This is a genomic window from Chitinophaga sp. CB10 (assembly GCA_001870995.2).
GTDB lineage: Bacteria > Bacteroidota > Bacteroidia > Chitinophagales > Chitinophagaceae > Chitinophaga.
This window is the reverse complement of record MLAV02000006.1, coordinates 150,219-172,505: the sequence shown is the minus strand read 5'-3', so window position 1 is coordinate 172,505 and position 22,287 is coordinate 150,219. Positions and strand designations below refer to the sequence as shown.

The following is a 22,287-nucleotide window of genomic DNA, read 5'->3' as shown; positions in this document are numbered from 1 at the left end:
CTAAAATTTTAAAGGCCCGCTTTAATGGAAAAAGTGAACTGTTTCTGGATTGGCTGCGCCACCCCGCCGGCATTGAAGAATTCCGGGTCCTGGCCCTGCAGCTTTTTATCGGCATAGATGAGCCATGGGTTGATGGCCGCGCCCGTGAAGGACAGGCTGTTAAACCCGATCCACTTGGCTTTGGCGGCCGGCAGCGTATAGGTGAGCGACACGGTTTTCAGCCGCACAAAGTCCCCGCTGGCCACCCGCTCCGTAGAGTAGTTGTAGTTATTATAGGGATAGCTGCCCCAGATCAGGCTTTGCTCAAATACATCTAGGATAGATGGGATGACGGTTTTCGTTTCTTCTCCCGGCATGGCCCAGCGATTGTAGAACTCTTTCGGCATGGCATCCAGGTCGGAATAAGCCGTTTTAAACGCCGGCGTCAGGCGGATTTTATTGCCCGCCTGGTAGGTAACGAAAACGTTTAGGGAGAGATTCTTATACCGGAAGGTATTGGACACGCCGCCGGTTACCGGCGGGTCTACCGGTCCCATATACACGAGGTGGCCGGTTTTAAGGTCCTGCAGGTTCACGTTTTTGTCCAGCTCTCCCTTCTCGTTAATAAACTCCGGCACGCCTTCGTAATGTGTCAGGTCCTCGTACTTCAGGGAGAAGAGGCTGCGCACGGGATAGCCTTCAATGTTACCGCCTTCCGCCACTACGAGGTCGAAGATGGCGGGAATGTTTTTCGCGTTGGTGATCTTGTTGGTGTTGTAACCAAAGGTCAGGTTGGCGCGCCAGCTGAAATCTTTCTTTCGGATGGGTTCCCCGCCGATCATCACTTCCAGCCCTTTGGAATCCATATCCGCGTAGTTGGCGGCTTTATAAAGCTCGCCGCCAATACCGGATGTTTTGATTTTGCTGATGAGGTCGAAGCTCTTACGGGTATAGGCGTCAATGGCCCAGTTAATGCGGCCGTTGAACAGGCCTCCGTCGAGCCCGATGTTGGTAGTATATAATTTTTCCCAGGTAAGGTCGTCGTTTTGCAGGTGCGCCAGTTGTATTACGGATTCCACTTCCGTCAGGTGCGGGCGGCGGGTGTTCACCGTCTGGAACACGATGTTGGAATTGGTGGCGGGGCCCATGCTGGCGGTAAGCCCGTAGCTGGCGCGGAGCGTCAGGTAATCGAGGTTACGAAATTGCTGCATGAAAGGCTCCTGCTCAATATTCCAGGATACGGCGCCGCTGTAGGTAGGCAGCCAGCGCGCCTTGCGGGAAATGCCCAGGCGGTTGGAGCCATCGTAGCGGCCCGTGAGGGTCACGTTGTATTTATGGTTGTAGGCATAGGTAGCGGTTGCATAAAAGGCCGCAAAGCGGTCAAAGTCCTTCCCCATGCTGTAGTAAGGAAAATTGCTCTCGATAGTCTGCTTCAGGATTTTATAATCCACGAACGGCACGCCCCCGTTGTCGTACTGGTAGCCATAACCTGTGCTGGATGCGGCCTGCCGGTCTGCGGCCTTTACCTGCTGCCCTACCAGCACGTTCAGCTGGTGTTTGGTGTTGAAGGTATCGCTGTAGTTCAACCCGTTGCGGAAATCGTAGTTGATCAGCTGATCTTCCGTGCGGTTGTAGAAACCGCCGTAAGGCAGCACCACTACCGGCTGCGCGTCCGGGTTGTCCGGATCGCGGTAGAGGAAGCGGTTGTTGTCCGCGATGGTGGCATTGTCGTTGGCGCGGTAAGCGCCGGCCATGTTCGACCTTTCGGTAATCTGGTGTTCGCGGCTGGATTTAACGTAGCGGATAGCGCCGGTGAACTCGTAACGGAGGTTGCCGGTCAGCTGCCAGGCGAGGTCGCCCTGCAGGCGCAGGTCCATCATGTTCAGGTTGAGATAGTTGTTGCTCAGCTCATTGATGATGTTAAACGGCGCGAAGTTTCTTCTAAAATATTCCAGGTGGCCGTTTTCATCGTATGCGGTGAGCGTGCGGCTGGTATTGAGGGAATAGCTGAATGGGTTGATGTCGAAGTCGCGGTCGTACTTACCTTCCACGGGGTTGCTGCTGCGGCTCAGCGCGCCCGGCGCTTTCTGCTGGCGTACGGAAGCCAGGGTGGAAAAGTTCGTGGTAAGGCGGTTAGACAGTTTATAGGTATTGCGGTAATTCAGCGTATAGCGGTTGACTTTATCCGCCAGCGTCCAGCCGTTGTCGCTGTAATAGCTGGTAGAAAAATAGGACTGGGATTTATCCGTACCGGTGGAGATGCTTAACGAATGCTCCTGTACGAAGTTGTTGCGGAACAGCAGGTCAAACCAGTCCGTATTGGCGTTGGCGTAGCGCAGCAGGAACTGCTTGCGTGCCTCCGGCGTATTTTCCACCGGGAAGTGGCCTTTGTCATCCGCGTTGAGGCGTTCGTAGAGTTTACCAAACACACCGTTATCCGCACGGGAAAGGATATCCGAAGTAAGGATACCTTTTCTTTCCAGTTCTGCCAGCACCGACATCTGCTGGGCGGAGTTCATGATATTGAAATCGCCGTAGCCGGGTTTGAGTTGGGTGCTAAAGTTGCCGCTGTAGGCAACGATAGGTCGGCCGGCTTTACCCTTTTTTGTGGTGATCACCACTACCCCGTTCATCGCGCGGGCGCCGTACAAGGCTGTAGCGGCGGCATCTTTCAGGATGTCAAAACTTTCGATATCGTTGGAGTTGAGTCCGGCCACGGCGGAACCCAGCAGTGTGGTAGGGTCGCCGCTGGAGAGCTGGTCGTTGCTGATGTTCACCACATCTTCCAGCACCACCCCGTCCACTACCCACAGGGGTTTATTATCCCCGTTGATGGAGGTGGCGCCGCGCACGCGTACTTTCGGCGCGGTCCCAAAGGTGCCGGATACGTTCTGGATAGCTACGCCGGCCACGCGGCCTTCGAGCATGCGGCTAACATCCGTCATCCCTTCAATTTTCACATCATCGGCCTTGAGGCGTGTTGCCGCGCCGGAGAACTTGCTTTTATCGATGCTCTGGAAGCCTGTCACGATCACTTCCTGGAGGTGCGTAGGCTTTTCTTTGAGGGTAATACTTTTTGTACCTGCGCCGAATTGGGACACCGGTATCTCCTCTGTTTTAAAACCTGTAAAGTTGATGAGCAGCACCGCGTTGGCAGGTACCTTTTTCAGTTCAAACTCTCCCCTTTCGTTGGTGGTAGTACCCCTGGAAGTGCCTTTGATCAGTACAGTCACGCCGGGTAAGGCAATCTGTTTGATATCGGTCACGAGGCCCCGTATATCCGTTGTGCGCGGCTGTATCTGCCAGAGGGAGCCGCTCAGCTGCGATGGAATTTCCTTGCTGTGGTTATCCTTGCGGATCACAATGCGGTCGTACATAACGCTGAAGGAAAGCGAGTATGGCGAGAGCAGCTTATGCAGCAGGACTCCTACCTTTTCATTGTTCGCTGTAACAGTTACTTTGTTGGCATTGAGCGCGTCGTTGCTGGTGTACACAAAGGATACTTCCGCGATGGTGCTTATTTTTTCCAGGGCGTCTTTCAGCAGCACATCACGCAGCTGGATAGTAATTTTTTTGTCGAGCAGGTCCTGGTTGGCGGCGTGCACCGACAGGCAGGGAATAAGCAGGATCAGGCAGAACAGTAGTTGCCGGAATTTCTTCAACATAATTCGGTTTTGATAGACTTTAAGGGTAATAGGTTCCCGTTCCGGTTCCCAGGAGGAATCGGGCAATAGCGGGTTTGCTGCTATGCAGTTATCTTTTTTGTCAGATAAAGTGGGTAAGGCTATCCGGTGGCGGAAGCAATAGCGTTCATCGTAATCATTTTAGTCCTTATTTATAAACTGGTTGATAAATCTCATTAAGCGCCTAAACAACAAACTGGCAAAACAACATAAACATCCTCTTACTGAGGGAGCAGCATCGGTTTATATCTGTTGTGGGCAAAGCTTTCCCGTTCGGAAAAACTTTTCGTTTTTTTTCCGGTTATAATAGTACAGCGTTAAAAAATTAATGTCGGTTGCTTATCAAAACTCTGTTTGGAACAACGGCATGGTTAACGCGTTAGACTTTGGTTTTCTTCATCCACAGGAACCTCCTGTGATCATAAATCCTTTTCCGTTTTCTAGCTCAACAACATCGGCATTAAATGGACCTGCCAGCAATTTCAGCTGTTTGAGCAGGTCGTCCTTGATCGTAAAATCACCGTAATAACTACATTTACTGATATTGCGCGCATGGATGGGTACGTTGTAGATCCGCTCCAGGTCGCGCAGCACCGTTACGACAGACTCGCCTTTATAGGCCAGTACGCCGGTGCTTTTCAGTGCAAAAAATCGGGCATCATCGGTTCCATCTATCAATTGAATTTCGTTCGTTGCAGTATTGAGTACCAGTTCGCGGTTGGCGGTCAGCACGACGGGCTGCGTGGAGGGCGACTGTCCGTTGTGCGCATCCACCTGCACTTTACCGCTGATCACCACCACTTTCACCTCTTTGTTATCGCGTACGTCCATGTTAAAGGAAGTACCGAGTACTGTTGTCTTCAGGTATTTGGAGGAGATGGTGAAGGCCGCCTTCGCTGCGTGCGTTACGTTAAAATAGGCCTCTCCCTTCAGGGTCAGCTCCCGGCTTTTGGTACCGAAGCCTTTGGGATAGCTGATGCTGGCTCCTTTCTCCAGTACGACCTGCGAGCCGTCAGGCAGGGTGATGGCGGTGCGGCCTTCGTCGGCAGCCACGCTCACCATATTGTTGCCGTTATAACGGAGCAGCATATACGAAGCAGCGCCGATTACCAGCAGTGCCACCGCCGCAGCGGCGATGCGTTTTGCGTACAGCCTGAACGTACCGCGGAAGCTACTATCGGTAATGCCTGCACGACGATGAATATTTGCGAGCATAGCGGCAGAAAGTTTTTTGTCCAGCGTGGCCCTCATTTCGGAAAGCTCCAGCTGGAAATCCTCTGCAGCAACGGCCTGCAGCTCGGAAAGGTCTTCCCCGTCCAGGTAGGTTTTCATCCAGCTCCATTGTTCGGCAGACCAATTATCTGAATGCAGGAGTTGCTGTAAGTATGCTTTTTTATTATTCACTATCGTGACGGTTTATACTAAATACGCACGTTTAAAAAAATGGAGGGGTCAAGTCAGGACTTTTTTTCCCAAAAAAACAGATATTTTATTTCCGCATATGAAATCAACCCATGTTATCGGGTAAGTTGAGAAAGAACAACAGGAGCAGCACGTATCGTTGTTCACCGTTGCGATGCATATATTCATTGAGTATAGACATGGCGGCTGACAGGTGTTCTTTCACGGTATGGCGGGAAATATTGAGTTCCGCTGCTACTTCAGCATAGGTTTTTCCTTCCAGCTTGCATTTGGTAATAATGGTTTTTCTGCGTGGGGAAAGTTGTTCGATTCCTTCCATCAGTAGTTTGTACTGGGCTTCCTGTACCTGCAGGTTTTCCGTTCCGGCCATGGCCTCGTCGGACATGGCCAGGAGATCTTTTTGCAGCGCGTATTCGCGCACCCGCTTTCGCAGGTAGGAAACGGACAGGTTGAAGCTGATGACAAACAGCCATCCGCTGACGGGCTGGTCGGCCTTCAGGTCGTAACGCTTTTCCCAGAGCCGGCTGAAAACTTCCTGTAGAATGTCCTGGGCAACAGTTTCATCTTTTACGAACTTGAAAATATTGCGGTACACCGCTTCGTGATATTTCCAATACAACCCGTCAAACGCCGGGACCTGGCTGAGTTGTAATTGTTCGATTAATTCGGCATCGTTAATATTCATATCTCCTCATTTATATGAATCATAGCGCGGAATAATTGTGGCATATAAAGTCGGGTTCTTCAAATAACATCATAAGGTTTCATGGACCGTACTTTCGCTGTATAAAATAATAACAAAAAATTGTTATTTTATAAATATAATTATATTATCTATATTAATAACCTGTTAGTTTTTGCTAATTAAGTCAATGATGCTAAAAATTTTATAAATAATACTGACCCTGCCCCGGCCTTTGCCACAAATAGATGCTGCTGTTGCTTTTTGGAGATATATAAACCAAAAAGCGCGGCAAATTCGTATGGCCACTGCCGTATTTTTTATTTTTTCGGTTACTTTGCCGCCGATAGTTACCTGCTTATGACGAAGGGATTTGTATTCGGAAAATTTTTACCATTTCATAAAGGCCACGAGGCCATGATCCGGTTTGCACGGGGCGCCTGCGACCAGCTGACGGTGCTTGTATGTTGCGGCAATACGGAATTAATCGCTCCGGAAACCAGGAAAAACTGGATCAGTGATACCGTGCAGGACCTAACGGGAGTGGATATACGTATTTATGCCTACGACGAGGCGCAGCTCCCCAATACCTCCGTTTCTTCGGAAGCTGTGTCCGCAGCCTGGGCGGAGGTCTTTATGCAATTGCTGCCCGGCGTGGAGCTGCTCGTGACCTCCGAGCCTTATGGGGAGTACGTGGCGGCGTTTATGGGTATCCGTCACCTGCCGTTTAACCCCGCGCGTAACCAGGTGCCGGTGGCGGCGTCCCTGATCCGGCAGGACCTGGCGGCGTACTGGTCCTACCTCCCGCCTGCGGTGAAAAAAAACCTGGCGTTGAAAGTGGTGCTGCTGGGTACGGAATCCACGGGGAAGTCCACCCTGACGGCGCAGCTCGCGGCGCATTTCCACGGCACGGCCGTGCAGGAAGCGGCCCGGGATATCATCCCGGATTCCAACGCCTTCACCCTGCAGGACCTCTATACGGTTGCCCGCGCGCATGCGGCCCGTATCGACGCGGCCGTGCAGGGCGATAGTCCGTATGTGTTTATCGACACGGACATCCACATCACTTTTTCCTACGGCCTGCAGTTTTTTGATACGCGGATGCAGGTGGAGGATGCCATTTTCGCCAGCAATCGGGCGGATCTTTATCTGTATCTGAACAATGATGTGCCCTGGCACCAGGACGGAACCAGGTTGGAACAGGCGGAACGGGATGCGCTGGATCTTGCACACCGGCGCACTTTAGCAGGGTTTAATATTTTTTATAGAGAGATTAAAGGCAGCTGGCAGGAGCGCCTGCACGTATCCGCTGCGTTAGTGGCTGAGGCTTTCTGCCGTAAACAACGTACTTTCTTTGGGGAATAAGCATCCCGGACATTCCTTATCCGGGATGCCGCCGGCAGGGTTATTTGAATAAATCGAGGGTAAGCCCCGCTTCAAAACCGCCGTCCGTATAGTTCTTATACCCGCCGGATTGCTTGGTGTACATCAGGTTGAGGCGCACTGCATCCAGCAGATAGAACCCTGCGCCTACGGTGTACGTGCCGGAGGTATGGTACAATCCCATTACATTGAGTTTTTGCTCCATCAGCCCGAGGTTGACCCCGAAGTCCACAATGCCGTCATATCCTTTGATGCTGCGGTAGCATACTTTCGGCTCAATAGAGCTGATCGCGCTTTCCATGCGGAACTTGTAGGCCACGCCGGAAAAGAAGATCACGCCCCCGTCCGCACCCACGAAATCCTTTTTGGAAAAGGTAGAGCGGATGTTGGGCAAGGCCGCCTGGATGGTCCAGTGCTGGTCCGTATAGGCCATCCCGTAGTCCGCTTCAAAGTAATCGTCGCGGCGGTTGAATGCGTTCACGGAAGGGTCGTTCGGGTCCCCGTTTACCTTGCTGTAATCGATCCGCTGGAAGTTCATCCCTAAGGACAGCCCGAAGTGCAGCATCGTTCCGTTTTGGTTCAGGGGCAGGTGGTAAGCGTAGGTCAGCGCGGCGCGGGTGCGGTTCAGCAGCCCTGCCTGGTCGTTCATCACGTTTACCCCTCCGCCGATCCGGCTGCCGATGTAGCCATCCGCAGAAAAGAATTTGGTGGTCGGCGCGCCGTCAATGCCATCCAGCTGGCGGCGATAGGCGGCGTTGAAGTGAAAACCGGTGTCTATCCCGGCCATAGCGGGGTTGGCGAGATACTGGTTTTGGAAATACTGGGTGGAAGAGGGGTCCAGCAAAGCGCCTGCCTTACTGGTGGTTTGAGCTGCCGCCTGATGCACGATTCCCGTCAGCAGGGAGGCAAAAGAGAGTGAAACAAAAATCCTTAGGTAGAGATATTTCATTGGTTGTATTTGGATACCAGGAATAAACGGAACTAATTTTCGTAAAAATAATCCGGCTGAATCAAAAAGATGTGGTAAAAATCGGGAATATAAAGTTAGAATTAATTTCCGGTTATTACCAAATTCTATTGGGTGGGTACCGGGGAGGCAAACTTATCTAGCAGGCGTGATACTGAAAATACAGGGGCATTCAGCAAAATATTTCCGGGTGGTACGTTTATTTGAGCGCCAGGAGCCGGTTATGGAGGCCGGGTAAATAAAAAGAGGCGCCCGGTACCGGGCGCCTCTGCAAAAATATATCCGGGCTATACGCTTATTTAAGCGTCAGCAGGAAACCGATGGTAAAGTTTGCATCCCAGTCGAACACGAAGGTATCGCAGTTGGTAGCGTCTTTAATGGCTTTATAGATGTTCAGACCACTTTTGATCTTGATCTTGTCGGACTGGTATTGACCGGGGTCGTTCAGGACGGTGAAACGCTCTTCCCCATCGCGGATTTCCTTAGCCAGTTCAAAAGGCACCCCACCGATGATGAAGCAGATTTCGCGTTTGGAAGCCGGCACTTTTTCCGCCAGCGCTTTAATGCTCGCGTACACGGCGTCGTCCTTCATATCTTTTTCGTAGTATTTGGCGCCGGGGCCTTCTATGGATTTAATGGTACCATTTTCCATCCAGGAAATTTTCGTATTGCCGGAACCGATATCCACTACATAGGAATTTTCCTCGTAGGTAGGCGGCAGCACGCTTTTCAGCGCCAGCTTACCTTCCTGCTCTGCGGATACCAGGTTAACGATATAGCCCATTTTCTTCAGCTCGGAAGCAATAACAGCGGTCTTAGGTTCCTTCTGTGCGCCGGAGCTGATTACGAAATGCACGTTCCTGGATTTCACGCCTTTATCGAACATGGCGCCGATGTAATCTTTGAGTCCCTGGCGGATGTCGGCAGTAGTGGCCATCCCTTCGTACACGAAGGATTTACCGAAGTCCTTGGAGATGATTTCCCAGCGTTTTTGTTTGTCTACATTGATGACGAAAGAGTTGAAGCCGGACGCTCCTACTTCCACCACGCCTTTCATTTCACCGTCTACCGGTTTTTCAGGCACGTAGTTGAAGGTACGGCGCTCTGCAGCGGCAGTGGATTTAGACTTGGGGGTGGCTGCCTTTTCGCTGTCCCCCCAGGATTTGGTTCCCGTGGCTTCCGTTTCAGGGGCTTCCTTGCTACCTACAGCACCCAGTTTTCCGCTTTCTGAGGCCCAGTATCCAATGCCGATAATAGGGAGGGCAATGATGAATACTTTGATCGGCCAACGTAGTCTGGCCCAGGTTGATTTTTCTTCCATTTTGAAATTGTATTAGTTGTTTTCGGGTTATTTTTTTGGTTAGTCCATGATAGAGAAGCCTTTATCTACTTTCTCTTCCGGCTTCAGTTCATAGTAGGAATCCGCCATCTGGCTTACGTTCAGCACTTTCAGGTTACGCTCGTCCACCTTGCGGATAAACTCTTCCAGTTCGCCCTGGGAAGGCGCGCCACCAACGGTGATATTGTTGTTCTGGTCGAGGAAATCCAGGTTGGACCTGATGGAGGCGATATTCTGGCTGATAGCGCCGGTAGCCGCGTTCATGGCCTCCTGGAATACCCAGCCGTCTTTGATGTTGAATACTTCCGCCAGGCCTTCCGTAGCGTTTTTCATTTTTTGGGTGGCTTCCAGTTTTTTGGAGATGATGGAGATACTGCTGTCCAGCGTGCTCACGTAAATGCGGGCGGCGCTTTCGTTGTCTTTCAGTACTTCCAGCACTTTGGCAAACTGGTTGGCGTATTGTACATAGCTGCGGGCGTTCTGTTCCTCCGCCTCTCCTTCCTTACCCAGGAGGAAGGCTTTGGTACGGGTTTCCTTTGCATCACGGGCCAGGGCGTTTGCCTTTTCCATGTTGCTGGCGGCAGCTTCGGCTTTACTTTTTTCTTCCAGCGCGGCGGCTTCCTGTGTGAACCTTTTTGCCAGGCCGTATTTTTCCTGGGCGGTCTTCTGGGAGTTTTCGCCGCTGGAAATCATTTCAATCCTTACCCCGTCCACGTTCGCAATTTTTGCTTTTACGCGTTTGAGAGTATCCCTGGCATCGCGGGATAACATCTGCAATGTCTCAATCGGGTTATTGCGGATGATAGCTTTTTCGCCTTTGAACAGCAGGACGTTACCGAGGCGGTGCAGTACCTGAATGATCTTGGGCGCCAGTAACAGCAGCACGATCAGCACGATACTGAATATCACCAGCAGGATGCTTTTGGCTGCGTATTCCAGCATCAGTGGCAGGTATTTGAAGAATGCGAATGCGCCGCCAAGAATGAGCGCCCAGAAGAAGATACTGGCTACTTTTTTCTTAGCTTCGGGTGTTTGCATCTGCTGTGGCAGATGATCTCCAAGGACCTGAAAAATCGGGAGCTGACTTTTGAGTTCGGCAGGAATGTTTACCTGTTGCGGTTGATTTGCCATAGGGACTTTTAAATTAAGTTACTTTCAATTAGTTGAAGTGCTTGCTGGATATCGCTGACTACTTCTGCTACAGCGTTGTTGCCAAGTGCAATCTTAGCGTCGATATCCCTCAATTGCGGTTCGTACTTGCTATTGATTTCTCTCAGATTTTTTTGTTTGATTTCTAATTGTTGACGCAGTTCATTCAATTTCCGTTCCAATTCCTGAATTTCGTTGGCCAGGTTCGCTTTTTCGCGTACCTGCTCCTGCTCTATGGCCTGCTTCTGTTGCTGCTTCTGCGTGGTTTCGCGGTCGATAATATTTTTCAGTTCGGCCGCGTAATGCCGGCCTGACTGCAGGAGTTTTTGCTTGTCCAGCGACTTATCCACGTACTTCAGGGAAGTGAAGGCTGCTTTGAGATTGTTGCCGTCTACTGCGCCCATTTCGGCGGCGGCGTTCCAGACTTCGAAGAAATCGACGCCTGGCTCGTTGAGCTTCTCAAGCATTTCCAGCACTTTGAGTTTCATCTGTTTCGCTTCACTCACCGGCTGTTGGCCAGGCAGTGGCGGCGGCGTGGTGGGCAACGGGGGCGGCACTGCCGCTGGAGCAGGCGTTACGGGCGCTTGCTTTTGAGAGGCTACAGGCTGCGGGGCAGGTGTTGACGGGGGCACTGCGTTCGGATCATCTTCGAAAATGAGTTTCTTTAAACTTTTCAAGATACCGAAACCATTCTTTTCTTTCTCCTCATTCATTTAGTACAAAATTAAAGTTGCTTAAAATTAGCAAATTTATTGGTGTAGCGGGTGGGGAGGGGATTATTTAACAAGATAATTTTGGGGGAGTGTGGAATGAGGCACGGGGGATTTTTGGGAGGAGGCGGGGCGGTTGGCGGCGCCCGGTGAGATTTTCTTGACAGGGATGGGTTAGCAGGAGAGTTTTGGAGGAGTTGCTGACAAAAAGCAGCGCTTAATAAGGCTTACTTACGTGGGATGGGTTAGCAGGAGAGTTTTGCGGGAGTCGCTGACAAACAGCAGCGCCCAATAAGACTCCTTTCCATTGCCGGCGGATCATTCACTTAATAACTTCATTGAAGTTGCCCAGTAACTACGCCACCCAATAACCGGCGCAGTAAACTGGTTTTTGCAGTAGTGATTTCCGCCGTGCCATCCAGCCGCGCCAACGGCGGGAGCTGTTGCCCGCTGGTGGTTTCCAGCCCCTTATCCAGCGCAACATCTACTGTTAGCACGGTATCTGTTGGAGATGCGCTAAGCCCTGCCACCTTGCCACGCAGCAAACCGAATCGTTCCGCCGGGAACCCGGTAACGCGTATTAGTACTTCCTGGCCGTTATGAATGCGCCAGGCATCCCGCGCCGGAATTTTAGCGGTAGTCGTGGTTCCGGTTGGATGGGCTTCATTGGGAGTTGCATCGCCGGTGGAGGAAGTGTTAACGCGTGGAATGTGCGTGGCGGCGCCAGTTCTTTGGCCGGCAGTATCGGTGGCGGGGGTAGTTTTAGAGCTGGAAGTACGCGCGGTGGAGGCATTCCCAGCGCTAGGAAGCTGCGTGGTGCTGGCAGCCCCTCCCTCCTGCTCCATCGTCAAAATAGTTACCTGCGCAACCGTTATTTCCGGATACGTAAAAAACCAGGCCCCTGCAAACAAGGCCAGTATCACGATACACAGCAGCACAATACCCTGCCTGATCAGCCAGGGAGGCATTTTACCCATGATCTCCTGTACAGGTTCACTGCGCATTTCCTGCAGGGAGTGATGCAGCGTATATCCGTTCAGGTGTTTGCTTTTTACTTTTCCCATATTGTTATGCTAACAGTTAGTTTACCAACGCATCGTCGTTTATTTCGGCGAATGCGGCCTTTCAAATTTTGTTTTTTTTGTTGGTGATATCGTATAACCGTTTACGTGGTCGAACCCGACGTTTCGGGATAGGTCAATATTCCGGCAAGTGACACACGATTAAACATTTAATCACTTTTATAGCCTCTTTCGACCGTTCCTATGTTGTTTTACTTGCAGTCAGTGACACATCGTATAACCGTTCACGTGGTCGAACCCTGGTATTCCATATTGCCTCCATCCTGTTCTGGACACACTGTATAACCGTTCACGTGGTCAAGTCCAACCTTTCTCATGTTGTCTCCCCTTCCAGTCCATGACACTCCGTATAACCGTTCACGTGGTCAAATCCAGCCTTTCCCATGTTCTCTCCCCTTCCAGTCCGTGACACACCGTATAACCGTTTCCGTGGTCGAACCCCGCGTTTCCAATTATCCCACTCTTCCAATCTGCCACACCACATTTCATCCCCCATATACCATACTTCTACCCATAACCATCCCTCCGGGGGATTAGCAAAACGTACCAACTCCCGGGCAGCACCTTTCCACCTCCCTCATCCCACTATCCTCCCAACTCCAGTTGATTCTTCACCAGCGAATAATAATTCCCCCTCCGCGCGCTCAGCGTTCCATGCGTGCCCACTTCCACTATACGGCCTTTTTCCAGCACTACAATCTGGTCCGCCTGTTTCACTGTACTCAGCCGATGCGCTATCACCACCACCGTCCTGCCTTCGAAGAACCGGTCCAGGTTTTCCATGATAATCCTTTCATTGCTGGCATCCAACGCGCTGGTTGCCTCATCAAAAAAGAGGTACACCGGATCTTTATAGACGGCCCTGGCTATCTGGATCCGCTGCTTCTGGCCGGCGCTGATATTATTGCCGGTATTCCCCAGCTTGGTCTGGTAGCCCAGCGGCAATTCCTCTATGAAGTCGCGTATATTCGCCGTAGTTACCGCATGCAGGAGCTTTTCATTGTCCACCTTTTCATCGCTGATGGCCACATTCCGGGCAATGCTGCCGGAAAACAAAAACCCGTCCTGCATGACGTTGCCGCATTGATGCCGCCACCAACGCGGCGAAATATCTTTCAGGTTATGCTCCCCCACGTAAATACTCCCTTCCACCGGCTCATAAAACTGCAGTAATAACTTCATCAGGGTTGTCTTACCGCTGCCGCTGGCCCCCACAATGGCCGTGACTTTCCCCTGTGGGATCACCAGGTTAATATCCTTCAGGATGTAGGGGGATTGCGCGCCGCCGTACTGAAAGGAAACATTTTCGAGCCGAATGTCACCAAAACCATTTACATTTTTTTTCAGCACTACCTGTCCTTCCCGCTCCTCTTCTTCCCGGTTATGGATTTCGCTCAGGCGATCCAAACTGATGCGGGCATCCTGGGCGGATTGAATGAAGGTCAGCAACTGGTCCAGGGGACTGTTCATCTGCCCGATGATATAACTGACAGACAACATCATCCCCAGCGTAAGGTCCCCGTTCATGACTTCCCTCGCCGTGATAAACGAGATCAGGATATTTTTCAGCTGATGGAAAAAAACGGAGCCTACCTGCTGGTATTGCCCCAATGCAAGGTTCTTCACATTGAGATGAAACAATCCTGCCTGCACGCGCTCCCATTCCCACCTGCGCGCTGTTTCACAATTATTGAGTTTTATTTCCTGCATGCCGGTGATCATTTCAATCAGCACATTCTCGTTTTCACTCATGCGCTGGAACTTCTTGTAATCAAGGGCCTTCCTGCGTTTCAGGAAAAACAATATCCATGCGACAGCCGCCACACTGAACACCACGAATACCGCTAGTATCTTCATGCTGTACACCGCCAGCACACTGGTAAACACCAGCAGGTTCACAAAGGAAAACAAGGTGGAAAGCGTTGTTCCCGTCAGGAAATTTTGAATCCGCGTATGGTCGTTGATCCGCTGATGAATATCCCCGATCATCTTGCTGTCAAAAAAACGAATAGGCAGCTTCATGAGCTTGATCAGGAAATCCGAAATGATGTTGATGTTAATCCTGGAATTCATATGCAGCAGTATCCAGCTGCGTATCATTTCAATGGCAGTGCTGCCGGCAAAGAGCAGCAACTGGGATAACAGCACCAGGTACACGAAGCCGGTATCCTGCCGGTTAATACCGTAATCCACCAGGCTTTGTGTCAGGAACGGCAGGGTCAGCGATAATAAGCTGGCCAGGAAGATGCTGAGGAACAACTGCGCGATAAACTTTTTATACGGCCGCAGGTATTGCAACAAAAATCCAAACCCGGCCTTCGCCGGACCTTTATACTGCTGCTCATAAAACGCTTTTGTTGGTTCCAGCATTAACACCACCCCCGTATTGGCATTACCCTGCCAGCAGGCCAGGAAAGTTTCCCGGTCCACCTTCACGAGGCCATGCCCGGGATCGGCCACCAGCAATTGCTCCCTGGGATTGTGCCGGTTGTAATTCTGCGGCGGCAATACCACGAAGTGCTGCTGGTTCCAGTGAAGGATGCAGGGCAGTTCCACCTGTTCGTCCAGTTGCTCGAAGGATATTCTCACGGCGGTGGTATGGAAACCTATCTTTTCCGCCGCCTCGCTGATCCCCAGCATATTCACGCCTTCCCGGGTAATGTTGGAAAGCGTGCGCAGGTAGTCCAGGGGATAATCGCGCCCATAATGCTTTGCCACCATACGCAAACAGGTAGGGCCGCAGTCCATTGCATCCAGCTGTTTATAAAAAGTAAATCCCATTATTTTGAAGCCGCCTCCATCGCCAGTTGTGAGAGATAATATTTTTCCAGGAAATGATAAAGTACCAGTTCATGCTTGCGTTGCTTACCAACAAACATCCGGTTGATGAACATATGCAGGTGGCTGGCCACGATGCGGGTGTACATTTCCGGGCCGCCGCAGTTTTCCCTGATCCGGCTGATCACCGGGCGATTGTGCCGGTTTCTTTCCTCAAAGCAGGCAATTGCATCCGCGATATCATTTGCCTCGTCCTGCTGCGGGTCTAAAAAGGAAAGTATCTCCTGCTGGTGCTTCCTGTATTTGTCATTCAGTTGTTTGTGCAATAGCGCAGCGCCTCCAAACTCTTCCAAAAATCCTTCCCGCAGGCTGCCCAGTATTTTTTTGCGTTGCGCTGGCTGCAGGCCGAAATCTTCCAGCAGCATATTCATGCCGCGCAACGCGAGCTTCCAGCGGTATTCCTCCCCTTCCGCGCCTTCCAGCATACTGATAACCTGGATCACGGCATAGCTGTCGTGCCAAAACAGGGCTTCGCTGGCCTCCATGGCTCCGGCGGAATACCGTTCCAGCTCCCGTACATAGGTGTCCGTTTGTACCTTATGCACCAATCCGTTCGTAATCCAGGGCGCGAGGAAATCCTGTATCTCGCGCAGCAGCCCCTCATTCAGCGCTGGCTGCCGGCGGTTGAGGAAGCGGATCCTGAGATGCGGATGCGGGTCGGCGTAACGCAGGAAGAAGCATTGCTCAAAACGGCCATCCTCTTTCCAGGTGGGCAGCTTGTCAGCAAAGAAGCCTGACAGCAACTCTTCGCCTACCCGGTGGCCGCAATAAATTTTCAGGTACATCCATGCGCTGCCGGGCGCAAATGCCCGTTGAGGTAATTCCTCCTCCGGCCGGCGCGTACTCAGCGCCTGCTGGAATACCGGGGTGGGTTTGGTTTTCGTATAGGCTAAAGGAATGAGTAACTCATGCGCATATACGTTGCCGGCGGCATCCCGCAGTACGCCCTGCTGCTCATCCCCAAGGAATTCCCGCAGCCGTGCCTGGCCGTGTTTTTTCAGGTGGTCTTCCAGGATTTCCAGGGCCAGCGGCGCAGAAAGGTCCAGCAGCAGCTCATTGTCCGCCTCCGTCAGCACTACCCTGCCGGGCAACTGGTATTGCTCTCTGAAAGTAGTAAGGGTTTGTTCTATTGCTTCATCCTCGCGCTTGCGGATATTCCAGGTAGCGCGGGATACGATGATGTTTTTATAATTCACCCGCGGCAGGCGCGGCCTGTTATTGAGTACGCCCCAGTCCCAGGCCAGGTGCGATACCAGGCCCTGGTGCTGCAGGTCGCACAGGAACTTGTACACAGGCAGGGAGTTATAGCTGTAATTATGCGCAGAGCTAAGTCGCGGATAGACTCTTTTATTCAACCGGGCGCTCCTCAGGATTACTTCATTCCCTTTCACGGAAACCAGCAAATCACTTACCGGCAGCTGATAAGCCGGCGCTACGCCCGGCACGCCGATGTAAGGGATTTCGAAGGATCGAAGTCCGGGCCGGATCAATACATTGGCGGCCCTGGCTTCAGGGAAATGCACAATTTCCGCGAAAATGGCATCCGGCATGGCTGCCTCCTCCTGTGCCAGGGCAGCCTTCATACGCTCCGCCAGCACGGCATCGCCACTGCAGAAGCGGCCTATCAGGTTGGCGGCGGAGGGGCCGCCAACGGATTGCAATGCAAAGGCGAAGTCCCCTTTATCCGCCTGCGCTGCGTTCTCCGCCAGCAGGGCGCCAAACAGGTAGCAGCTGCTGGCCATCTGTAAGTCGTTGGGATCGCCAAAGGTTTTTAGTTCTTCGCTTGTAATGGTTACCGGGGTTCCTGTTTGCAGGAACTGTTCATATTTCTCCAGCGCATATTGCTGGAAGTTGGACCAGGATACGGTATTGGGCGGCGGGGCGCCTTCGGTCTGTATGTCTTCCACGAATGGCGCGTGTACGGATTGTTGGGAAGCGGGTCCGTAGCCGATGCCCGCTTCGGTATCCAGCACGAGGTTTAAGGGCACTTCTTCTCCATCGTACCTTTCCCGGAAGCGTTCCGCGAAGGTGGAGAGATCCGTGCTGCCTCCTTTCGTATAGCCGTGGCAGAGGGCGGTGAGTTCGCCCACCTGTTGCAATATTGCTGTGAGGAGGGTTTCTCCAATGGTGCAGGCGCCGGTCTTAAAGAGGTCGACCTGCAACAGGTCCTTCGGGGTATCCAGGGGGAATGCCGTCCTGCAGCGTTCCTCTATTTGCAGGAGGCGGGCCGGATCGAGGTCCTGTTGTTGTAAAAGCTGTTGAATGGACAGCAGGTGGGATTGCAGGGTTTTAACATCATCAATGGTGGAAAGGCGGTCTATGAGGGAACCGAGGTTGTCTACATCGGTTATCTTAGGCTCTGTTTCGGCTATGAGCAGTTGCGCGCTGATCATTTCAGCCACAAAGTTCATGGCTTCTTCCTTTGAGATGGCAGCATCGGTGGCCATGATGCTTTCCGCCACCTGTTGCATGGCAGCGCCGCCTTCGGCGCATTGTAACGCTGCCCGCAGGTATGGCGTCACCGGCACGGCCGTGAGCATATACCGCCGTTTGTTTTGGACGATGGTATATTCGGCATAGCGGTATTTGCTGCCACTTTCATAAATGCTGTTGTTAGGATAGTAACGGAGTTGGGGAGCAATGGCCGGTTGTTGCTGCAGGTAGTGGCATATACGGGTGAAGTAATCCATATCCAGCCGCACATGCTGGCGCGCGCCCGCTATGGGCGACAACTGCCACTGCGTTTCCGCGCCGGTATTGCCCGTGACGCAGCCGGCAAACAGGCCGTAAGGCGTGCTGCGCGTGCAGGCGCGTACCCAGTATTTGTAGAGCGACTTCCGCAGCTTCGCTGCTTTCTTCTCCGTGAAGCCGCCGGGCGTTTGGATAAACCGTTCCAGCTCTTTCAACAGCTCCCGCGATGCGATGTGCAGGGCATAAAGGAACTCAGGATGCGCCGCCTGCAAATCCTGCAGCGGCATATCCAATATTTGCCGGTAATGGTTCACCGGGTACAGGGGGCTTCTCAACAAAAAAAATCCGGTATGCGTCAATGCCATTGGTAATTAGTTTGTTGATTTAAAGAATCAGGATAAGAGGAAGCATTCATCCCAGGTAAGTGGTTTTTCGTGCAGGCGCGACATTAAGGCGAGTCCAACCCCGGCCCCGCCATCCAGCAGGTCCCAGGAGTAGCACCAGTCCTTATCCTTCCCGCGCCAAACGAGGATCCCATGCTTGTTCAGCTCATCGTTGAAGGTTATTTCGGAAGCGGCTTTGCCGTACCAATACTCTGCGCATTCGTGGAATGCGGGGTCGCCGGTTTCGAACCAGAATTTGCGGTAAAACGCAGCGATGCCGCTGATGCCGTGGCAAAGGCAGCTGTCCAGCACGCCCGCCGCTTCATAGGTATTACGCCGGATGTTGTAATGCATGATGTCCAGCGCTTCCTTTTTCCAGGCGGCATTGTTGAATACGCCGCCGCAGTACCAGAGGGTCCAGGCTACGTTGAGGTCCCCATAGCACCAGGCGAGCCGGCTGTTGTTGCTCGCATATTTGCCATCGAGTATCGCGGGATACAGCGCGTTGAGTTCATCCGGTACGGGGGCCAGTTTATTGTTGAGTATAAACGCCATACATTCCGTTACCAGGAGTTCGCAGGTATTTTTGGAGATGCCGGCAGCATAAATTTTCGTCAGCAGGATGAGGGCGGCGCAGCTGCCATGGGCGAGGCTGAAAGCGTCTACATACTCTCCTACCGGTTTATCGTGCGTATAGAATATAGGCAGGCTTCTGCCTTTGGGCGTGAGCTTACTGGCGGCCAGCAGGTGATCTACACAGTCGGACAGGTGTTTCCTGACATCATGCCTTGCCGCAAATGGCAGCAGGAAATTGCACATGCCGATGCTGCCGTGCAGGAAGTCGAAGTTCCTCCATTGGAGGTTGAGATTACTGTGGGCGATGGTGGCGGTAACAAAATCCCCCGCGAGTTCCTCCAGGTCCATATCGAGGAACTGGCGCCTGCTCAGGTGCTCCAGCAGCCAGTATGGGCCGGTATGCCCGGAGCAGAAGGAGTAGTTGGTACCTTCTTCCGGCGTGTAGGCGGCATAGAGTTTTTCCAGCAGGCCGGCTGCATGATCCGCGCTGGTATCTACATACTGTTCATAGTAAAACATGAACAGTAAAGCGCCCCAGGGGCCTTTGAACAGGCTGTTGGCATATTCCGCCCCGTAGCGCTGGTGGTCCAGTACGGGAATCAGGTCTTCATAAATCTGGCGCAGCTGTAATTTTGTTGTTTCCATGGTCGAACAGATGAAGTGGAACAATAGGGAAAGCGATGGCTTTCCCTATTGAAAAATATGGCCGCTTAGGCTCACGGAATCTGGCAGCAGGGCTGGCCCGCACCGGGGCTGGTGGCTCTGCAGCTGGAAATGGCGCGGGTATCTTCCGTACAGGTGATGTACAGGGTGGCGGCGCCGCCGTTGATGCGGTATTGTTGTTCCGCATTGAGCAATGCAACGGTTTCTTTTGCGAGCATCAGCTTTTTACTGAGATCTACTTTTTTCTTTTTCATTTTAGCAGATTTAGGTGAGGTTTATCTTACGCAGTCGATCGGACAGGTAACTTCATCTGTTTCCACGCAGCAGGCGCTCCACCAGGTGAGTGGCGCACCGCCGGCGATTTTGGCTTGTTGCTTTGGATTCAAAGTGGCAATAGCCTCTTTCTTCAGCAAGAGTTTTTTGCTGAGACCTACTTTTTTCTTTTTCATGTGATGTGATTTTTGGGGCATAGCAATCCCTATGGCTGTTGTAAACCACAGCCGGAGCGCTACTTCCAGGTTAACGAATACTGTAATTACTTCATTAGCACATGATGCAGTACATCTGGCCGGGAGGAATGGTTACACAGGTTTCCTGCCTGGTAACAAGGCATTCATCGAGCCGGGTGATAGCCTGCGCGCCGCCCGCAACTTGCGTTTGCTGACCGGCGTTGAGAAGGGCCACAGCCTCCTTGTTCAGAGAAAGTTTTTTCTCCAGGGGAAGTTTTCTTTTTCTCATAACAAAATAGGAATTAAGGATTCGGGTTACAGGTTTTGTTGACACGGACGTTATCCTTTTACAGCGGGGTTAACGGCCTTTCCATCCTTGGTTAACAAACATCAAACGCACTGGTAGCCAGGTCTTGGATGCGTTTCGCAGGTTTCCTGCGGATCATAGGTATTGCAGTATTGGGTTGCTGCGCCACCTGCCAGGGATTTCTGTTCTGTTTTGCTGAGTTCAGCTACGGTAGTTTTTTTCAGGGACAGTTTTTTCTCCAAAGAGATTTTTTTCTTTTTCATAAACTAAAATTTACAACAATATCCTCCCCTGTCTTCAATGAAGCCATTACGCCATGGGGCGGTTGTTCAGCGCAAAAACATTATCAGGATGGGAGCGGATTATTTTCCAAACACGTTGACATATGAGCAGTAAGGTTATTTTGAGCAATTGAGATACTGAAGATAGGAAAAATGATTTTGAAAAAAAATAGTTTTGGAAATTTTTCTGAAAAATTATCGCAATCGGAATTTCGTTTAGTCACACTACAAAAGTAACGGGCAGGTATTCGCAGCAGCGGTGAACGTTTCTCCCTAAAAAATAAAAAACTACGACTTACGGGCAGCCGTTTCATTTACACGCAAAGGGTACAAGTATCTACAGTTTTATGCAAAAAGGGCCTGAAATGGCTGTGGTCCTAATTTTGCATATCATCCTGTAAAACCATCTGTTATGAAAAAACAGGACATAATTCCGGGCAACGGACAGTCAAAAACCGGTTTCTTTGAAGGACTCGCCACCAAAGCGGTAGCCATTACCGGCAGCGCAGGCGCGTTTATCGTTGCCCTGCTGGTAGTCGTTGTATGGGGCATCACCGGCCCTATCTTCAACTATTCCGACACCTGGCAACTGGTGATCAATACAGGCACCACGATCGTGACTTTCCTCATGGTGTTCCTGATTCAGAAATCCCAAAATAAGGACTCCAAATCAGTGCAGCTCAAGCTTAACGAGCTGATCGCTGCCAACAGGCTGGCCAGCAACCGCCTGATAGATGCGGAAAACCTCTCTGAAGAAGAGCTGGACATCCTGCACAAGTACTATTGTAAAATGGTGGAAGTAACCCAGCAGCACATACATCTGCGGGAATCCCATTCAGTAGAGGAAGCCATTGAAGGGGCCATGAGCAAAACCGCGCTGGAAGAGGAAAAAGAACGGGAAGAGCGGGAAAACGAAAAGGAACCATAAGCATACGCTACGCCAGCATAAAACAATTCAGGCAATCCGATTGGGGATTGCCTGAATCATTTTGTAGAAATAGTACACTATTTCTTATCCTTCTTTCCGGCTGTATCTTCCTTTTTTTCTTCCGGCTCCTCGCCGAAATTATCATCTCCGGCTTCTGCAATATCCTTTATGATAGAAGATACGGGGCCTTCCATTTTCTCCTGTGGTTGCGGCCCCAGCGTTTCCGGATCAGGCTTTACAGGTGAATCATTCTTATGCTGTTCTTCCCTGGCCTTTTTTTCGAGTTTTTCTTTATCAGACATAGTAAATGGTTTTATTTAACCTGTAATAAAACCATACCAGCCACTGGCATTCTTATACCCGGGCCGGGTTCTTAGAAAAGCCATAAATTTTCAATAACTTTCCGGCATAAAGCAACTCCATCATATGCCGTCAAAAGTAACCGATACCACCGCCGTTTATAAGGCAATTTTTGATATTGTAAGATGCATTCCCAAAGGCCGCGTGACCTCCTACGGCGCCGTGGCCAAAGCGGCCGGATTAAAGTCCGGCGCAAGAATGGTAGGCCGGGCCATGAGCTTTGTGCATGGCGAAAAACCTCCCGTACCCGTACAGCGCGTGGTCAACAGCACCGGTCAGCTTAGCGGCGACGATGGCACACGTGCCCGGAAGCTGGCAGCCGAAAAGGTACAAGTGAAAAATAACCGGGTGGTGGACTTCAAAAAATTATTCTGGGACCCGGTGAAGGAAATTGAATTCTAACTAAAAAAACCTG

Annotated in this window: 19 protein-coding genes; 3 read left to right on the top strand and 16 right to left on the bottom strand. The window is 51.5% G+C overall.

What is annotated here, in order from left to right:
• Positions 1 to 8: 8 nt before the first annotated feature.
• The 3 genes from BOC67_RS10845 to BOC67_RS10835 all read right to left on the bottom strand — a co-directional run bounded on the left by BOC67_RS10845 (position 9) and on the right by BOC67_RS10835 (position 5,769).
• The gene (locus BOC67_RS10845; protein WP_291910172.1) at positions 9 to 3,644 is read right to left on the bottom strand and encodes a SusC/RagA family TonB-linked outer membrane protein; all 3,636 of its coding nucleotides are present in this window, start codon (positions 3,642 to 3,644) and stop codon (positions 9 to 11) included.
• A gap of 414 nt (positions 3,645 to 4,058) precedes the next feature.
• Positions 4,059 to 5,066 (bottom strand): FecR family protein, encoded by a 1,008-nt coding sequence (locus BOC67_RS10840; protein WP_291910170.1) that lies wholly within the window; start codon positions 5,064 to 5,066, stop codon positions 4,059 to 4,061.
• A 103-nt stretch (positions 5,067 to 5,169) separates the two neighbouring features.
• Positions 5,170 to 5,769: a sigma-70 family RNA polymerase sigma factor gene (locus BOC67_RS10835; protein WP_291910169.1), complete on the bottom strand. Its 600-nt coding sequence runs from the start codon at positions 5,767 to 5,769 to the stop codon at positions 5,170 to 5,172.
• A 357-nt stretch (positions 5,770 to 6,126) separates the two neighbouring features.
• On the opposite strand from BOC67_RS10835, the gene BOC67_RS10830 reads away from it, so the two are divergent.
• Complete coding sequence (locus BOC67_RS10830) at positions 6,127 to 7,131, top strand: AAA family ATPase (RefSeq protein WP_291910168.1); 1,005 nt, start codon at positions 6,127 to 6,129, stop codon at positions 7,129 to 7,131.
• Between the two features lie 40 nt (positions 7,132 to 7,171).
• On the opposite strand, the gene BOC67_RS10825 is transcribed toward BOC67_RS10830, so the two are convergent.
• The 12 genes from BOC67_RS10825 to BOC67_RS10770 all read right to left on the bottom strand — a co-directional run bounded on the left by BOC67_RS10825 (position 7,172) and on the right by BOC67_RS10770 (position 20,566).
• Positions 7,172 to 8,098: a PorP/SprF family type IX secretion system membrane protein gene (locus BOC67_RS10825; RefSeq protein WP_291910166.1), complete on the bottom strand. Its 927-nt coding sequence runs from the start codon at positions 8,096 to 8,098 to the stop codon at positions 7,172 to 7,174.
• Between the two features lie 313 nt (positions 8,099 to 8,411).
• Positions 8,412 to 9,437 (bottom strand): hypothetical protein, encoded by a 1,026-nt coding sequence (locus BOC67_RS10820; RefSeq protein WP_291910164.1) that lies wholly within the window; start codon positions 9,435 to 9,437, stop codon positions 8,412 to 8,414.
• A gap of 39 nt (positions 9,438 to 9,476) precedes the next feature.
• Positions 9,477 to 10,586, bottom strand: a complete 1,110-nt coding sequence (locus BOC67_RS10815) for a hypothetical protein (protein WP_291910162.1) — start codon at positions 10,584 to 10,586, stop codon at positions 9,477 to 9,479.
• Between the two features lie 8 nt (positions 10,587 to 10,594).
• Positions 10,595 to 11,281, bottom strand: a complete 687-nt coding sequence (locus BOC67_RS10810; RefSeq protein WP_291910160.1) for a hypothetical protein — start codon at positions 11,279 to 11,281, stop codon at positions 10,595 to 10,597.
• A gap of 368 nt (positions 11,282 to 11,649) precedes the next feature.
• A complete protein-coding gene (locus BOC67_RS10805) occupies positions 11,650 to 12,378 on the bottom strand; it encodes a hypothetical protein (protein WP_291910158.1) in 729 nt (242 codons plus the stop codon).
• Positions 12,379 to 12,981: 603 nt separating this feature from the next.
• A complete protein-coding gene (locus BOC67_RS10800; RefSeq protein WP_291910156.1) occupies positions 12,982 to 15,177 on the bottom strand; it encodes a peptidase domain-containing ABC transporter in 2,196 nt (731 codons plus the stop codon).
• Positions 15,177 to 18,290 (bottom strand): lantibiotic dehydratase, encoded by a 3,114-nt coding sequence (locus BOC67_RS10795; protein WP_291910155.1) that lies wholly within the window; start codon positions 18,288 to 18,290, stop codon positions 15,177 to 15,179. Before BOC67_RS10795 ends, BOC67_RS10800 begins: the two co-directional genes overlap by 1 nt.
• A 27-nt stretch (positions 18,291 to 18,317) precedes the next feature.
• Positions 18,318 to 19,529: a lanthionine synthetase LanC family protein gene (locus tag BOC67_RS10790; protein WP_291910153.1), complete on the bottom strand. Its 1,212-nt coding sequence runs from the start codon at positions 19,527 to 19,529 to the stop codon at positions 18,318 to 18,320.
• Between the two features lie 71 nt (positions 19,530 to 19,600).
• Positions 19,601 to 19,801, bottom strand: coding sequence for a class I lanthipeptide (locus BOC67_RS10785; RefSeq protein WP_291910152.1), 201 nt, complete (start codon positions 19,799 to 19,801; stop codon positions 19,601 to 19,603).
• A 21-nt stretch (positions 19,802 to 19,822) separates the two neighbouring features.
• Positions 19,823 to 19,996 carry a class I lanthipeptide gene (locus BOC67_RS10780; RefSeq protein ID WP_291910151.1) on the bottom strand — a complete coding sequence of 58 codons (174 nt, stop codon included), beginning with the start codon at positions 19,994 to 19,996 and terminating at the stop codon, positions 19,823 to 19,825.
• Positions 19,997 to 20,090: 94 nt separating this feature from the next.
• Positions 20,091 to 20,285: a class I lanthipeptide gene (locus BOC67_RS10775; RefSeq protein ID WP_291910150.1), complete on the bottom strand. Its 195-nt coding sequence runs from the start codon at positions 20,283 to 20,285 to the stop codon at positions 20,091 to 20,093.
• Between the two features lie 101 nt (positions 20,286 to 20,386).
• The gene (locus BOC67_RS10770) at positions 20,387 to 20,566 is read right to left on the bottom strand and encodes a class I lanthipeptide (RefSeq protein ID WP_291910149.1); all 180 of its coding nucleotides are present in this window, start codon (positions 20,564 to 20,566) and stop codon (positions 20,387 to 20,389) included.
• A gap of 430 nt (positions 20,567 to 20,996) precedes the next feature.
• Between BOC67_RS10770 and BOC67_RS10765 the strand changes: the two genes are divergently transcribed.
• Positions 20,997 to 21,512 (top strand): low affinity iron permease family protein, encoded by a 516-nt coding sequence (locus BOC67_RS10765; RefSeq protein WP_291910148.1) that lies wholly within the window; start codon positions 20,997 to 20,999, stop codon positions 21,510 to 21,512.
• 77 nt (positions 21,513 to 21,589) lie between these two features.
• On the opposite strand, the gene BOC67_RS10760 is transcribed toward BOC67_RS10765, so the two are convergent.
• On the bottom strand, positions 21,590 to 21,814 hold the full coding sequence (locus BOC67_RS10760) for a hypothetical protein (RefSeq protein WP_291910147.1): 225 nt from the start codon (positions 21,812 to 21,814) through the stop codon (positions 21,590 to 21,592).
• 124 nt (positions 21,815 to 21,938) lie between these two features.
• On the opposite strand from BOC67_RS10760, the gene BOC67_RS10755 reads away from it, so the two are divergent.
• Entirely contained in the window at positions 21,939 to 22,274 is a 336-nt protein-coding gene (locus BOC67_RS10755; RefSeq protein ID WP_291910146.1) for an MGMT family protein, read from the top strand.
• The last annotated feature ends 13 nt before the right edge of the window (positions 22,275 to 22,287 follow it).